The 14,069-nt window shown below is 43.9% G+C and carries 17 protein-coding genes; 10 read left to right on the forward strand and 7 right to left on the reverse strand.

Features of this window, described 5'->3' with window-relative positions; translation table 11 throughout:
- Positions 1–46 precede the first annotated feature (46 nt).
- Positions 47–619, reverse strand: a complete 573-nt coding sequence (locus LYZ37_RS06510; protein WP_272786976.1) for a DUF1415 domain-containing protein — start codon at positions 617–619, stop codon at positions 47–49.
- Positions 616–1,851, reverse strand: coding sequence for an MFS transporter (locus tag LYZ37_RS06515; protein ID WP_272786977.1), 1,236 nt, complete (start codon positions 1,849–1,851; stop codon positions 616–618). Before LYZ37_RS06515 ends, LYZ37_RS06510 begins: the two co-directional genes overlap by 4 nt.
- 111 nt (positions 1,852–1,962) lie before the next feature.
- Here LYZ37_RS06515 and LYZ37_RS06520 point away from each other — a divergent pair, with 111 nt between their 5' ends.
- From LYZ37_RS06520 to LYZ37_RS06535, 4 genes are all read left to right on the forward strand, one after another.
- Positions 1,963–2,832 (forward strand): LysR family transcriptional regulator, encoded by an 870-nt coding sequence (locus LYZ37_RS06520; RefSeq protein WP_272786978.1) that lies wholly within the window; start codon positions 1,963–1,965, stop codon positions 2,830–2,832.
- Positions 2,833–2,949: 117 nt separating this feature from the next.
- Entirely contained in the window at positions 2,950–4,413 is a 1,464-nt protein-coding gene (gene modF, locus LYZ37_RS06525) for a molybdate ABC transporter ATP-binding protein ModF (RefSeq protein ID WP_272786979.1), read from the forward strand.
- Between the two features lie 25 nt (positions 4,414–4,438).
- Complete coding sequence (locus tag LYZ37_RS06530) at positions 4,439–4,807, forward strand: VOC family protein (protein ID WP_272786980.1); 369 nt, start codon at positions 4,439–4,441, stop codon at positions 4,805–4,807.
- Positions 4,808–4,834: 27 nt separating this feature from the next.
- On the forward strand, positions 4,835–5,080 hold the full coding sequence (locus LYZ37_RS06535) for a Rho-binding antiterminator (RefSeq protein WP_171324053.1): 246 nt from the start codon (positions 4,835–4,837) through the stop codon (positions 5,078–5,080).
- Here the strand turns inward: LYZ37_RS06535 and LYZ37_RS06540 are convergent.
- Entirely contained in the window at positions 5,077–5,310 is a 234-nt protein-coding gene (locus LYZ37_RS06540) for a glutaredoxin family protein (RefSeq protein WP_004748350.1), read from the reverse strand. The two genes, LYZ37_RS06535 and LYZ37_RS06540, sit on opposite strands and share 4 nt — an antisense overlap.
- A gap of 115 nt (positions 5,311–5,425) precedes the next feature.
- Here LYZ37_RS06540 and LYZ37_RS06545 point away from each other — a divergent pair, with 115 nt between their 5' ends.
- Both LYZ37_RS06545 and rlmF read left to right on the forward strand, forming a co-directional pair.
- Complete coding sequence (locus LYZ37_RS06545; RefSeq protein WP_171324051.1) at positions 5,426–5,929, forward strand: M48 metallopeptidase family protein; 504 nt, start codon at positions 5,426–5,428, stop codon at positions 5,927–5,929.
- A 3-nt stretch (positions 5,930–5,932) separates the two neighbouring features.
- The gene (gene rlmF, locus LYZ37_RS06550) at positions 5,933–6,985 is read left to right on the forward strand and encodes a 23S rRNA (adenine(1618)-N(6))-methyltransferase RlmF (protein ID WP_272786981.1); all 1,053 of its coding nucleotides are present in this window, start codon (positions 5,933–5,935) and stop codon (positions 6,983–6,985) included.
- A gap of 209 nt (positions 6,986–7,194) precedes the next feature.
- Here the strand turns inward: rlmF and pilW are convergent, their stop codons facing one another.
- Positions 7,195–7,893, reverse strand: coding sequence for a type IV pilus biogenesis/stability protein PilW (gene pilW / locus LYZ37_RS06555; protein WP_272786982.1), 699 nt, complete (start codon positions 7,891–7,893; stop codon positions 7,195–7,197).
- Between the two features lie 122 nt (positions 7,894–8,015).
- Between pilW and LYZ37_RS06560 the strand changes: the two genes are divergently transcribed.
- Positions 8,016–8,834: an alpha/beta fold hydrolase gene (locus LYZ37_RS06560; RefSeq protein WP_272786983.1), complete on the forward strand. Its 819-nt coding sequence runs from the start codon at positions 8,016–8,018 to the stop codon at positions 8,832–8,834.
- Here the strand turns inward: LYZ37_RS06560 and metA are convergent.
- On the reverse strand, positions 8,831–9,772 hold the full coding sequence (metA, locus tag LYZ37_RS06565) for a homoserine O-acetyltransferase MetA (RefSeq protein ID WP_004748359.1): 942 nt from the start codon (positions 9,770–9,772) through the stop codon (positions 8,831–8,833). The two genes, LYZ37_RS06560 and metA, sit on opposite strands and share 4 nt — an antisense overlap.
- Before the next feature lie 130 nt (positions 9,773–9,902).
- Between metA and LYZ37_RS06570 the strand changes: the two genes are divergently transcribed.
- The 3 genes from LYZ37_RS06570 (at position 9,903) to LYZ37_RS06580 (ending at position 12,111) form a co-directional block, all read left to right on the forward strand.
- Positions 9,903–10,298: an AAA family ATPase gene (locus LYZ37_RS06570; RefSeq protein WP_272786984.1), complete on the forward strand. Its 396-nt coding sequence runs from the start codon at positions 9,903–9,905 to the stop codon at positions 10,296–10,298.
- Entirely contained in the window at positions 10,274–10,711 is a 438-nt protein-coding gene (locus tag LYZ37_RS06575; protein ID WP_272786985.1) for a DUF3859 domain-containing protein, read from the forward strand. The genes LYZ37_RS06570 and LYZ37_RS06575 overlap by 25 nt, the downstream gene beginning before the upstream one ends.
- Positions 10,712–10,815: 104 nt before the next feature.
- Positions 10,816–12,111, forward strand: coding sequence for a methyl-accepting chemotaxis protein (locus LYZ37_RS06580; protein ID WP_272786986.1), 1,296 nt, complete (start codon positions 10,816–10,818; stop codon positions 12,109–12,111).
- A gap of 25 nt (positions 12,112–12,136) precedes the next feature.
- On the opposite strand, the gene LYZ37_RS06585 is transcribed toward LYZ37_RS06580, so the two are convergent.
- Together LYZ37_RS06585 and LYZ37_RS06590 are read right to left on the reverse strand one after the other, a co-directional pair.
- The gene (locus LYZ37_RS06585; RefSeq protein ID WP_272786987.1) at positions 12,137–12,520 is read right to left on the reverse strand and encodes a hypothetical protein; all 384 of its coding nucleotides are present in this window, start codon (positions 12,518–12,520) and stop codon (positions 12,137–12,139) included.
- Positions 12,521–12,675: 155 nt separating this feature from the next.
- A complete protein-coding gene (locus LYZ37_RS06590; protein WP_272786988.1) occupies positions 12,676–14,067 on the reverse strand; it encodes a DUF1501 domain-containing protein in 1,392 nt (463 codons plus the stop codon).
- Positions 14,068–14,069: the final 2 nt, after the last annotated feature.

Here is a 14,069-nt window from a genome sequence, read left to right on the forward strand (position 1 = left end):
CACGAAAAGAAAAAGCGCCAAGTGGCGCTTTTTAGTATGAGGTTGCTTAACGAAACAAATAAGGGAAAAGCTTTCTACGCTCATCGTTAGTAAGTGACTCCACTCTTGCTATGTTGCTATCCGGTATCGCCTCAGGGTTAGGGTAGTGCTTGAGGACTTTTTCCATACTCTCTTCACGTATAAGGTGAAACACCGGGTACGGTGAGCGATTGGTGAGGTTTTCATCGTCTTCTGGTTCTGCGCCGCCAAAGCAGTAATCAGGGTGGAAGGTCGCCAATTGAAAAATACCTTCCCACTCTTGCTGTCGGATGAGTGCTTCAATCCAATCTATAAACAAGTTGTAGTCGTAAAAGTCGCTCAACATATTAGGAACAGCAACGAGCGTTGTTTCTAGTTCTTCAGGCTCGGTTGCATCTAGCTCCATCAGTTGGGCTAGGATATCTTCAAGTAATGCCTCTTCTTTGTTCGCTTCACTAACAAAGATTTTGATCTGCTTATTACGTTGCGGCTTTGCGGCAAAAGGGCATAGGTTAAGACCGATCACGACATCATTGAGCCACTGATTAACGGCGCTTTTTACTTGTTCGACATCAGTTCGGGTTGAGCTATTGGTGGTCATTTTGCTTCCAATTTAGAATTTGGCGCAAGAATAGCAGAATCTTCAAGCTGTGGCTTGTGCTCTTCCCATTTTGATAGCTTGTGGCACAGAGCAAAAATAGTCGCGTAGAGCAATGACCCCCCAGCGATCACATAACTCCACCCACCATGTTGCCAACAATAGATCAAGAAGAAACCGCCAATACTGCCACCAACATAGTAGTGAACCAGATACAGTGCCGTTGCGGTTGCTTTTGCGTGTGTAGCTTTTTGGCTGACCCAAGCGTATGCCAAGGTGTGGGTGAAAAATGCGCCGAAGCTAATAAGCAACAATCCCATCATCATAAAGGCTAAAGAATCCACATAGGCGACAAGCATACCTAATAGACTGATGACGGTTCCTGTTACCATGCCAGAGACGCTTTGGTGTCGTTTACTCCACACGGAAGTGAGTTTAGAACTTAAGGTTCCAGAGAGATAACAAAGGAAGATCAGTGATGCTAATCCGATCGGTAAGTTATGTGGCGCTGCGACGAGACGGAATCCCATCACGGAATAGAGGTTAACAAACAGTGCGAAGTTTACTCCGCCAATCAACATCGCGATCCAAATTGTATTGTTCTGTAGATGCTTAACCACAGCGCGATTGTGATAGCGAAGCATGCCCCGTTGCGGAGTGAAATTGTTTTGCTTAGGTAAGCAAAATGCGACCACAAGCGCGCCAATTAGGGTGAATGCCGCCATGCTGATAACTGCTTGTTGCCAGCCGAACGCATCGGTTAGGGTACCGCCGACAATACGACCCGTGATGCCACCTAAAGAGTTAGCCGCAATATAGCCGCCGATGGCTTGACTGAACGCTTTGACTGACAGTTCTTCCACCATGTAGGCCACAGCAACAGACGCAAAAGCGGCTAGTGCAATGCCCAACAAAGCTCGAAGTAAAACAAGCATTACAATCGACTCGCTGATGAGCATTGCTAAACCAACAAAGGGCATTGCGATCAAACCAAGCAACATGACGTTTCGACGCCCGATAGATTCCGAAGCTACTGCCCAAGGGACCAAAGAGACGGATAAGGCAAGCGTACTTGCTGCGAACACCCAGTTAACTTGTGTTTCTGTTACTTCGAAGTGCTGAGCCATGTAGGGCAGCATGGGTTGAAACAAGTAAAGATTACAGAAAACGAGAAAAGAGCCTAAAGCTAGGCTAAAGGTAACTTGCCGATATTGTTTGGTTTTTAGCTCAATCATAGGTGGTTTTATCAACAGACCGTAGTTATGTGAGCAAAATATCAGTCCGTTGTTGATATATAAAATATATTAAAAATATTAACCTGATATATTTTTTATATGGTGATTTAATTGGACTCGAAACATCTCAAACATTTTGTTGCGGTTGCAGACCACGAAAATTTTACTCATGCAGCAAAAGCATTGCACATCGCTCAACCAGCGCTGAGTATTTCAATTAAGAAGCTAGAACAGAGCTTGGGCGTAGAGCTGTTTCGACGAGAAGATAGAAAAGTCTCATTGACGGATGAAGGCACTGTTTTGTATGACCATGCAAAGCGGGTACTTCAGCAGCTCGACGATGCGCAGTTAGCCATTAATGAGTTAAAGGGCCTTGAAAAAGGAGAGGTTAGGCTCGGTGCTCCTAGCATGATGGGCTCGTACTTCTTCCCAGAAGTCTTGATGGCGTTTAAAAGCCGTTATCCAAACCTCAAGCTCACTCTTGTTGATGCAGGTACACGCTCAATTCGACAAATGCTGCTCGATGGTGAACTGGATATTGGCGTTATCAACGATGAAAATGTGCCTGATGATCTCGAAACTGACCATTTGTTACAGTCAGAAATGGTGGCGGTGGTGTCCAAAGATCATGAGTTTGCGCGGCGGAAATCAATCAGCTTTGAAGAGTTTTTTGACCATGAACTGGTGATGTTCAAGCCTGGTTACTTCCATCGAGACTTTATTGAAAACCAAGCGACCCAATGCCGCAAAGAGATGAAGTTTTCATTTGAAACTAACTTGTTGCCTATGATTCTGAGTATCGTCAAACATGAGTTTGCCATCACTGCACTACTGGAGCTAGTGACACAACATGAGAAAGATGTTGTTGCTGTCCCTTTTCATGACAGGGTTCGGCTTGATTTGGCGCTAGCGTGGCGAAAAGATGGATACCTATCAATAGCCGATAAAACCTTCATCGAGTTTGTGAAGCAATACGCCTAGTGTGACTAAGTCTCTGCAAATATCACATTTTGTTGTTTCTCTATCGCGCTAGGGCAAGAGTTCGAGTAGTTTGGATCTACTCAATAAACTTAGACTGAAGGGTAGGGAAACCATTCTATGCAAATAAGCATCAATAACCTCGACATTGAATCTGGCACGAACCAATTGGCAATCGCTCAATGGAAAATTGCTGAAGGGCAATCTTGGGGAGTATTTAGTACCGAAGGAGATATTGGCTCGGCGTTAGGGTGCTTATTTTGTGGAGAATATGAAATCTCTCCAGAGTCGTTGGAAATGGGCTCTGGCAAGATTGCTCAAGTCTCTTTAGTTGAGCAGCAGAGACTGCTTGAAGAAGAAATTGCCAAAGATGACACCGATTTTCTAGACAAAGTCGATAAAGGCACAAGCGTATATTCACTGATTTTTGAGCAATGCCAATCTGATTCACTTACTGAGCAACTGATTGTCGATTTGGATCTGTCACACCTTGCGCAGAGTGGATTTCGAGTTCTTTCCACTGGTGAGACTCGTCGCGTCATGCTCGCCCGAGCACTCGCCACCGAGCCGGAACTGATTGTTCTTGATAACCCTTTCACTGGGCTAGATATCGCTCATCGCGCTTCGCTCGCCAATTATTTAACCCAACTTGCCAAATCCACTCAGATGGTAGTGACTTTCAATCGCGAGGAAGACATACCAGACTGGATTGAACAAATCGCACTGTTTAACCACGGTAAGCTCGAAAGTGTTATGGGTAGAAGTGAGTGGGAAGCTCACCCTATCATTAGCCAAATTAAAGCTCAATCCCAACAGCAAAGTGAGCAGATGCTGGATTTGATTCACAGGTATCAACACGAGCACCACTTTGACAACCCAGTATTCGAGATACGTAATGGTAAGGTTGCTTATACCGAGAAGACAATCTTTACCGACTTAAACTGGCGAATCGATAATGGCCAGCATTGGCAAATCAAAGGCCCGAATGGGTGCGGAAAAAGTACTCTGTTAGGTCTAATATTCGGCGACCATCCGCAATGTTATTCCAACGACATTCAAATCTTCGGTAACCAGCGAGGATCAGGCGAGTCGATTTGGGAAATTAAAAAGAACATCGGTATGGTTTCTTCGGCGCTGCATCTTCAATATCGAGTGAGTTGCAAAGCTATTGAAGTTATTTTGTCAGGTTTTTACGATTCAATCGGTCTATATCAACAGCCAAGTAAAAAAGAGATTCAAGTGGCGCGAGAATGGTTGGAGATACTTCACATGAGTGAATATGCCAACACCTCGTTTAGACAACTGGAATACGGTCAGCAGAGACTGCTTTTGATTGCCAGAGCGATTGTGAAACAACCTGCTTTGCTCATTTTGGATGAGCCGTATCAAGGGCTAGATTATCTGGGCAGAAGGTTAGTTAAAAACACCTTAGAGCTGATAGCGCAAGAAAACCTTAGCCAACTGCTCTATGTGTCGCATTATCAGAAAGATAAGCTTGAGAGCATTAGGAATGAAGTTGAGTTTGTTTATGATCAGGAGGCGAACTGCTATAAGCCCCATGTTCGCTCCAATTTTCAACTTTAACTGACTGTTATATAAGGAAGTCTAAATGCTGTTGAACCATGTTTCTGTTGGCACGTCTAATGTTAAGTTAGCCGTAGAATTTTATGACAAGGTGTTCGCCACATTGGGTATAAAAAGGGCGCATTATATCGAAGATGTTGCTGCCGCGTATGGCGAAAATTTTGAATTTTGGGTTGGATTACCCAGTGAAAACAGAGCGAATGCTGGCAACGGAACACATATCGCTTTTAATGCACCTGACCAAGTGTCTGTTGACGAGTTTTATCGTGTGGCTCTGGCACAGGGCGCTAGCTGTGAAGGACAGCCGGGGTTAAGGCCTGAGTATGGTGAAAGCTACTACGCAGCATTTGTACGTGATCTTGATGGCAACAAGATAGAGGCGGTGCATTTATAACGTTAGAACAAGGATTTGAGGGAGATTATGATTAGCTGTAACGACTACGATTATATCGAAATTGTGTGCATGTACCGTTATCCGGTAAGGCTGCATCTCAAATCTGGTGTTTACGTTGAAGGTGAAGCATTAGATACGGCTCGCAATGAAGAGAAGCAAGAGTGTATCAAGGTGTGCATGAGTGGAATCGAGCACCTAGTTGTGCTCGATGATCTATCCGAGTTAGAAGTGCTGACCGATAACCCGCACTTCGTTAGTAAGCTGTTTTACTAACCCTTTGACTTGTACATTTTCTCAAAGTTGCTAGCGTTCCAGCCAATCATATAGCGGTCGCCAATCTTAAGTACGGGTAGCGAACGAGCACCAATTGCGTCTAACTCTTTACGGCCACGCTGCATCTTGGCGTTGGTTAATCGGTACTGATAGCCCTTTGAATCAAGGTAACGCTGTGCATCTTTGCAGTGTGGGCATTTGTCTTTTACATACAGTACAAGTCGTTTCATGGTTTGTTCCTACTCGTTTATTAAGCGCAGAGTTTAATGAAAAGGTCGTGAATGGCAAGTACGAATAGAGTAGACTTGTGCCCCTTTATTTACGCTCAACGCCATGACAGTCACTATGAATCCCGCACTTCGTTATATTCAAGGTTACCCAGAACATATCGTTACTCCCGTTACTCAAATGGTAGATTCGGGTCGATTGGCAGCGTGGTTTGAAAAACGCTATCCAGACAACCACACCATCAAGAGTGAGAAAGCGCTGTTTGAATATACAATGGCGCTGAAGAACCGCTATATGAAGAAGACGGCGCCTTTGAGCAAAGTCATCTACGACAACAAAATTCACCTTATCAACAATGCTCTCGGGCTACATACCTATGTGGCTAAGGTTCATGGCGGCAAAATTAAATCAAAGAATGAGATTCGCATTGCCAGTGTGTTTAAGAATGCACCTGAGCCTTTGCTTCGAATGTTAGTGGTTCACGAACTTGCCCACTTAAAAGAGAAAGAGCACAACAAAGCCTTCTATCAGCTCTGCTGCCATATGGAGCCTGACTATCATCAACTTGAGTTAGATGCTCGCTTGTTTATGATCTATCTAGAAACTGCCAAACAAAAATAAACTATGACGCGCCCAAATAAACAATTTCAATCTAAGAAAGCCGATAAAAAAGACACGCCAAATAACAGCGAGATGAAAGTCGTCACGATTAAAGGGCAGAAAGGTCTGCATAAGCGCAATTTGCACCAAGGGCGATATGATTTCGCAAAGCTGACAGCGGCACTACCAGAGCTTAAAAAGCACGTAGTGAAGAATCCTAAGGGGGAGTTGAGCATTAACTTTTCCGATCCTCTGGCGGTTAAGTTACTCAACAAAGCACTACTTGCTTATCACTACGGAGTCACCGAGTGGGACATTCCACAAGGTTATTTGTGCCCACCTATTCCTGGGCGCGCAGACTATATCCATCGTCTTGCTGAGATATTAACCAAAGAAAGTAAAAGCCTTAAACATAACCAAGTACGTGCATTAGACATCGGGCTTGGGGCCAACTGCATTTACCCTATCGTTGGTGCGACTCAGTATGGCTGGCACTATGTAGGCTCTGATGTTGACGCTGTTTCAGTTGATAATTCCAATCACATCGCCGAGTCAAATAAGGTACTGAGTGGGCGCGTTGAAGCTCGATTGCAAAAAGATAGCCGTCATTTCTTTAAAGGCATCATCAAACCAAACGAGTTATATGACGTAACCACCTGCAATCCGCCTTTTCATAAGTCATTAGAAGAAGCACAGCAGGGAACAGAGAGAAAGATCAAAAACTTATCGGCTAGCAAAAGTAAGCGTGGTCAGCCTAGTGAGCAAATGAAAGCTAAGTCGTCACCTATACTTAACTTTGGTGGTCAAAAAGCAGAGCTCTGGTGCCCAGGTGGTGAAGCTGCGTTTGTAAAAAACATGGCGTTTGAAAGCCGTGGCTTTGCGCAGCAGGTCCTGTGGTTCTCCACGTTGATCTCGAAGAAAGATAATGTTCGATGGATGCGAAAAAACCTCGAAAAAGCGGGCGCTACAGAGGTGAAAGTGGTTGAGATGAGCCAAGGACAAAAAGTAAGTCGCTTTATCGCTTGGACATTCAAAACAGAAGTTGAACGCCAAAAGTGGCTGAAACTTAAGAGTTAATCTTGTTGAAAGCATTACGGAGGGTATATGGAGTTTGAAATTTATATGCCCTGCGAACCAATTTGGATCTGTGAAAGTTTTCTAATTCTATTTGCGGTTTTATTTGTATTGGGAATCGCAGCTTTTATTTACATTCTCTACAAAGAGTACCTTAAGATTCAACGCGCATCACGGGTGAAGACGCGTCGCAAGAAACATCACTCAAAGCGTTAACTGAGGCTGTCTAGTTGACGCTTATACTCCTCTGCCACATTTTGGTTACCCGCTTTGTGCTCTAGTTGAATCAACAGTTTTAGCGATGGTTGACGCAGCCCAAACTTATGGTGAAATCGAACCAATCTCAACCTTGCCTCTTCCAGTGAACCTGCTCTAATTTCCAATTCAGCCAGTGTTAATGCAGAGCGAACTCTGTCTGGTTCAAAGTCTAAGGCGCGTTTGAAGTAACTGATGGCTTGCTCGGTTTGTTGTGCTTTCATTGCGCACAGGGCTGCGTTTTCGTAACTGGTTGAGGTTAAATAGTAATTCTGTTGCTGGATCGCTTGATTAAAGTACTTGTCCGCAAGAGAGAACTCACCTTGTTTACATAAAAATGTACCATAGTTGTTAAGTACATCTCCGTTGCTTGGGTGATGCTTTAAGGCTTTTTTGTAGAAGGACTCGGCGGATTGTGTTTCTCCTACTTGCTCGTAATAATGAGCGATAGAGAGCTGTGCTCGATAATAGTTAGGTGAGTGTTTCAGTGCTTGTTCTAGGTTTTCTCGTGCTTTGCGCATGTCTCCTTTTTGCATGTAACCGATACCGAGTTCAATGCGTGCTTCTGAACGTTGCTGGGCGTCAGAATTTTGAATCTGTGTAGAGTTGATACAGCCAGTTAGCAATAGGGTTGAAATTAGAATGATTAATCTCATAGGAATACATAAGTTCTAAGACGAGATTGAATGTATATCTCAACTCATCCGGTCTGATTAGCGAGACGAGGAAAGTATGCGACATGTTTTGCAGATAACCGTGTAATCAACTGAGGTGAAGAGTGAGAAACAAAGCGGCAGTTCTAACAACTATTATAAGTTTTTTCATTGGCTTAGCAGTCAAACCCTCGTCTGCAACAGAGTTAAATGCAGAGGTAGAGCAAACAAAAGATGGTCTTGCTTTTGTCAGAAAAGCTAACCCAAGTGCGAGTCATAGGGTGGTGTTTATTCATGGCTCTCCAGGTAGCCATACCGCGTATGCAGACTACCTTGCCAACGAATCACTGCAGGAGCAAGCAGAGCTGATTTCTGTTGATCGCTTAGGCTATGGTGCATCAACATCGGATTTGGTTTCTAGCCTCGATAAGCAGGCTCAAGCCATTGGTGAACTGCTAGCCAGTGATAAATCTAATATATTGGTTGGACATTCGCTCGGAGCGCCTATCGCTTTGGCACTTGCACTTCAGCAGCCGGATAGGGTTGATGGTATGGTGTTGGTCGCGCCCGCTTTTGACCCTAAGCTCGAAGAACCAAAGTGGTACAACATAATTGCTGATACTTGGCTTATCAATTGGGCATTGTCTAATGATTGGCAGACGTCGAATGGGGAGATGATGCCATTGGCTGAAGAGTTAAGTGAATTGAGTGGTAAAGATTGGCGCGTACTGGATACGCTTCCGGTGACGATCATTCATGGCAAAGAGGATACCATCGCAGACCCTGACAACTCGGTATTTGCTATTCAAAAACTAACCGGAACGTCAAAGCAGTTGATTGAGGTAGAAAAAGAGGGCCATTTTATTCTGTGGCAAAATGTCCCTCTAATAACTAAGCAGATCCAAGATCTGTTGTCTGAAACTCAGCAAATGAGCAAGCACTAATCGTCTTTAGTAAAATTGGCTTCGCTGAAATGATCCAAGTCGTATGGCGTCTGTTGGTAAACGCAGTAATTTAGCCAGTTGGAAAACAGCAAGTGTCCGTGGCTGCGCCAGCTTGCGGTTGGCTTATTATCGGGGTTGTTATTTGGGTAGTAGTTGACTGGAATAACTGGCTCCATGCCTTCACCCAAGTCACGAATGTATTCATTGTGTAAGGTATGAGAATCGTACTCAGGGTGACCAGTGACAAATACGTTTCGCTTATCTTTGGTGGCAGCCAGATAAACGCCTGCGACGTCTGATGTTGCAAGAATATCTAAGTCAGTATGTTCGGCAAGGAACTCTGGAGAGAAATCAGCGTAGCGGGAGTGTGGTGCTAAGAAGGTGTCATCAAAACCACGCAACACAGGGTGATAAGGCTGGTGGATCTTATGGTGATATACCCCTGACAGCTTATCCTTACGAGTACGTTTAGGCAGATCGTAGAGTAACTTCAAGCCTGCTTGGGCTGCCCAACAAACATACAGCGTTGAAGTGACATGTTCTTTCGCCCAACTCATGATGGTTTGCAAATGTTCCCAGTAGATCACATCTTCAAACTGGACTAAGCCTAATGGCGCACCAGTAATGATCAGTCCATCAAAGTTACGTCCTTTGACCATTTCAAACTGACGATAGAAGTTATCTAAGTGTTCTGTAGGCGTGTTTTTGCTTGGCCTATCATCAATGCGTAGTAGCTCAATATCCACCTGTAGCGGGCTGTTTGATAGCAAACGAAGGAACTGGGTTTCCGTCTCAATTTTCTTAGGCATAAGATTGAGGATCAGCACCTTAAGCGGACGAATTTCCTGTGTTGACGCACGAGACTCAGGCATGATGAAGATATTCTCGGTACGTAATACGTCAGATGCGGGTAATTGATCGGGGATCTTAATTGGCACAGCTTACTCCCTAAGCGTATTTATGGACGTCTATACTTCTAAACTTAACCCAATCAGAATGAGATGTCGATAGCCAATTTGGTCCAATTTATATTAATATTCGTGCGCGAACTCACTGGTTAAACTGACTATGACCCTAAAACTCACCTTGATTCGAGGCTTGCCTGGATCAGGTAAAAGCACATTGGCAAAGACAATCGATGCCAAACACTTTGAAGCTGATATGTATTTTATCAACGACTGTGGCGAATATGTCTATCAGCCGGAGCAAATCGCAATGGCTCATCAGTGGTGTCAGCAGATGACTGAGCAAGCCTTGCTCAACGGCGACAGTGTCGTTGTTTCAAACACATTTGTTCAACGCTGGGAAATTGTTCCTTACCTGAAGCTGGCTAAGCGCGTTAAAGCCCAATTTGAAGTACTCGAATGTCATAACAATTATGGCAACATTCATGGCGTTGCGCCTAATACGATAAAATCTATGAAAAAACGGTGGCAAGAATGGCAAAGCGTTCCCCAGTTGTAGAGATGACTTCTTACGGGATTTACAAAGAGTGGGATTCCAAATCTAAGCACTTACCTAAGATTCAAGAGTTCACGACCAAAGTCCCCGCCGATGAAGAAATTGAATTTGGTTTCATCGTCAATATAAAGAAAGCCAAAGGTGAAGTGATAGAGTTTTGTATTGCCCACCCAGGAGTGAAAGGTAAAAAAGGACAAACTTTAGAACCATTTTGTGGCGACTTGCATGTCGGAAGTAATGACTGGGATTTTTATCTGGGTGACACTATTCAGTTACTTGATCCAGTTGACGGGTTTGAATCAAACATTGGCAAATGGCGCATGATTATCACGTTGAATGATAAGGTGATTGCTGAAAAAACGTTTGATGTGTATGCGCGAGATGAAGGCGAGTTTTGGAAACAGCGTGGATTTTAATCTCTATATTTATGGATTAAACCATAGCATTAGTAAGGAGTTGTTTTCCGCAGACTATACTTATTAGATTGTTTACCTACGCTTCTTGAGATAAGGGTCAATCTATGTTGTTTTTTAAGAACAAAGAGCCAGAAAAAACATCAAACCATTCGGATCATGTTTACGCTGCGATAAAAAAACATGTGGCGTGGATCGAGTTTAGTCCCGATGGCATTATCCAAGATGCTAGTGCGTTGTTTCTTAGTGTTGTTGGTTATTCTCTAGAGGAAGTAAAAGGCAAACATCATCGGATTTTTTGTACAGATGATTACATAAGTTCTGCTGCTTATCAGAGTTTTTGGCGAGATCTTGCTAATGGGTCGACCAAGGAAGGCACGTTTGAACGAAAAAACAAACTTGGTGAAACTATTGTTCTAGAAGCGACTTACTTTCCAATTTATGACTCGGATGGAAAGGTGTCGAGTGTGGCGAAGATTGCTTCTGACATAACCGATATGTTTTATGTAAACCAGAAGAATGATGCACTTTTCTCTGCGTTAGACAAGTCTCAAGCGATTATTGAATTTGATCCTAAAGGGACTGTTCTTTTTGCGAATCCAAACTTTCTCAATACTCTTGGATATAGCCTATCTCAAGTTCAGGGACAGCATCATCGCATGTTCTGCTTTGATGAATTCTACCATGACAATCCTCACTTTTGGCGCGAGCTTGAAGATGGTCAGATAAAGTCTGGCTTGTTTCAGCGTAGAAGCGCTAATGGTGCAAGTATCTGGATCGAAGCATCTTACAATCCGATCAGAGATGAAACAGGAAAAGTGGTAAAGGTAGTTAAGTTTGCCAGTGATATCACCACTCGTATTGAGCGAAACCAAGCTATCGCCGAAGCTTCTGAAGTGGCTTACTCAACTTCTGTTGAGACGGCGCAAATCGCACAACAAGGGTCGCAGTTACTCGCCGACTCTGTAGAGGTCTCTCTAAACGTCTCCCATAAAGCCGAAGAAACGGTGCAAAAAGTTCAACAGTTAAATGCCAGTTCGCAAAACATCCAAAACATTGTTTCTACGATTCAAGGTATTGCTGATCAAACTAATTTGTTAGCACTCAATGCAGCGATAGAGGCAGCGCGAGCAGGGGAGCACGGACGTGGTTTTGCCGTCGTTGCTGACGAGGTACGTCAACTCGCTTCGCGGACTTCAGAGTCAACCGATGAGATCGTAAAAGTGGTGGAGGAAAATCAAGGACTGATTAAGGAAGTGACCGATATGATGAGTGAAGTATCCTCAATATCGGAGCAAGGCAATGCGAAAATTACTGAAGTGTCGACGGTTATGGATGAGATTCATAAAGGGGCGGAAAATGTCTCGAATACCGTTATGAGTCTTTCAGAAAGCCAATCCTAAGTAGATAGGATTGGCTAGGCGATTATCAGATGCGAGAGAAATCGTAACCAGCAGCAAGTAGAAGGCCGCGCTCATGTTTAATCAGTTGAGCTCGGTCTTCAATCAATTCATTGAGCGCTTGACGTGGTTTGCCTGCTAGCACTTTGTAATCGTCAAAAGAGTTACTGGCATCTATGGCGGCAAACATTTCGCTAATCACGTTACGCGCTTCACACGGGTTACTATCCGTTTTGAAATACTCGACACCTTTGGCAGCGTCTCGCATTTCATCTAGCAGTTCTATTGGGCTTGTTTCCTGTGCCACAGCAAGATAATTGTCCAGTACTCGCTTGGCAAACAGTAGCTCTTTTAATGGTATGTCACGGCCACTCTCAATGAGCGTCGGGCTTAGAATATTATTTGAGCTCATGTTCAATCCTTGGGTCAAATGTATCAATAACTCAAAGCAGTCTAAATTATCAAAGCGATAAAGTGAACAATCTAATTGACTGTGTTTTAAAGTAAATACGCCCTTAGTTTCTAGCTAGTAATCCATGTGTTGCAATTCGCCCAGTGCACCTTGGGTTAGTTTTTCATCAATCCGGCTAGTCTTGGTTGGTTATCTATAGGCGAAAAGTTGCTCAGATTTGGAAATAGATCGTGAGTTTGAGAGCGCGTCGCACCAAACCACAGGGCTAATTCTGCATAGAGCTCATCAATTGCCGTCGTGGGTATCAAAACACCATCGCCAATATCCAACGGGTTTTCATCGCCTAGCGTGAGAGCGGGATAATCACCAAAAACTTTACCGCCATTGACGCTATTGCCCATAACAATAGTGTTGCCGCCCCAGCCATGATCGGTACCATTGCCATTTGAGGTTAAGGTTCGACCAAAGTCAGATCCGGTAAATGTGACAACCTGATCTGCTACGCCCAACTCGTCTAAGCTTTGCTGAAATTCACCGAGTGCTTGGCTGAGCACTTTTAACATTCGAGCATGACTGTCGAGTAGCTCATCATGGTGATCCCAGCCAATATAACGTAAAAAGAATGTCTGCTGTTTGTGATGCAGTTTATCTGCCGCTTTGATTGATTGAGCCACTTTACGTAGCTGCTGAGATAAGTCGCTGTCCGAAAAGCGCGTGTTGATCTTTATTTTCTGTACCGCGTCACGAAACACCTCATGCTGGGCTTGTGACTCACGAGTGATAGCTAGATAGCTGTCTTTGAAAGGATCTCCTGGGTAGTTAGCATTTAAGCTTTTAACAAAATGCTCTACCAACTGTTCATTTAACGGTGTCGATTCTTCATTGATGTATAAACCAACGCTGCCTGATTTAGTAATTGAATAAGGAGCGGCAAGATGACCATTTTGCATTATGTTGTTGCCTGCCAATGAGATGTTCATCGGGATCTCATCAATAGTCTTGTTCTTCTGTATAGAATCTGCAAAGTAGCCAAACCAGCCGCGATTAATACGTTCACCGGGTCTGCCCGTTTGCCAGTGCTTAAATTGGTCTGAGTGAGACATCAGCCCAAGTGGCAGCTTGAGTTGATTACTGTAAAACTTCTGTTTTGTGACGGGCTCTATCATAGGCGCAGTATTGGCGACAAACGCAAGGCGCTTTTCCTCAAATAGCTGCTGCACTTCATCCATGCTTTCATGCACACCAAACTGTTTTCCATCATGCGTTTTGAAGTCGGTTAATGGTAAGAGGCTAGACTTATCTAAGGCCAGATTACTGCGTGTTTTCTTGTATTCTCGATAATGCGGGGCTGAGGTGGGAACCAACATGTTAAAAGAATCATTGCCACCATCAAGCATGATAAAAACCAAAGATTTTTTGCTCGGCTTAATGTTTCCCACTATGGCTTTGGTATTTTTCGGTGCAGCGTAAACAGGTGCTTGTCCCGCTAACATTAGACCAGTCGCCGTTGCCGATGACTTGATAAAGTTTCTACGTGAAATACCCATTG

The sequence above is a fragment of the Vibrio tubiashii genome (assembly GCF_028551255.1).
GTDB lineage: Bacteria > Pseudomonadota > Gammaproteobacteria > Enterobacterales > Vibrionaceae > Vibrio > Vibrio tubiashii_B.

What these genes read in the sequence shown, in the direction of transcription:
- LYZ37_RS06515 (WP_272786977.1), bottom strand. Translation starts at nt 1,851, where the DNA reads ATGATTGAGCTAAAAACCAAACAATATCGGCAAGTTACCTTTAGCCTA.
- LYZ37_RS06535 (WP_171324053.1), top strand. Translation starts at nt 4,835, where the DNA reads ATGATTAGCTGTAACGACTACGATTATATCGAAATTGTGTGCATGTAC.
- LYZ37_RS06580 (WP_272786986.1), top strand. Translation starts at nt 10,816, where the DNA reads ATGTTGTTTTTTAAGAACAAAGAGCCAGAAAAAACATCAAACCATTCG.
- LYZ37_RS06590 (WP_272786988.1), bottom strand. Translation starts at nt 14,067, where the DNA reads ATGGGTATTTCACGTAGAAACTTTATCAAGTCATCGGCAACGGCGACT.
- pilW (WP_272786982.1), bottom strand. Translation starts at nt 7,893, where the DNA reads ATGAGATTAATCATTCTAATTTCAACCCTATTGCTAACTGGCTGTATC.
- modF (WP_272786979.1), top strand. Translation starts at nt 2,950, where the DNA reads ATGCAAATAAGCATCAATAACCTCGACATTGAATCTGGCACGAACCAA.
- LYZ37_RS06570 (WP_272786984.1), top strand. Translation starts at nt 9,903, where the DNA reads ATGACCCTAAAACTCACCTTGATTCGAGGCTTGCCTGGATCAGGTAAA.
- rlmF (WP_272786981.1), top strand. Translation starts at nt 5,933, where the DNA reads ATGACGCGCCCAAATAAACAATTTCAATCTAAGAAAGCCGATAAAAAA.
- LYZ37_RS06510 (WP_272786976.1), bottom strand. Translation starts at nt 619, where the DNA reads ATGACCACCAATAGCTCAACCCGAACTGATGTCGAACAAGTAAAAAGC.
- LYZ37_RS06540 (WP_004748350.1), bottom strand. Translation starts at nt 5,310, where the DNA reads ATGAAACGACTTGTACTGTATGTAAAAGACAAATGCCCACACTGCAAA.
- LYZ37_RS06575 (WP_272786985.1), top strand. Translation starts at nt 10,274, where the DNA reads ATGGCAAAGCGTTCCCCAGTTGTAGAGATGACTTCTTACGGGATTTAC.
- LYZ37_RS06545 (WP_171324051.1), top strand. Translation starts at nt 5,426, where the DNA reads ATGAATCCCGCACTTCGTTATATTCAAGGTTACCCAGAACATATCGTT.
- LYZ37_RS06530 (WP_272786980.1), top strand. Translation starts at nt 4,439, where the DNA reads ATGCTGTTGAACCATGTTTCTGTTGGCACGTCTAATGTTAAGTTAGCC.
- LYZ37_RS06585 (WP_272786987.1), bottom strand. Translation starts at nt 12,520, where the DNA reads ATGAGCTCAAATAATATTCTAAGCCCGACGCTCATTGAGAGTGGCCGT.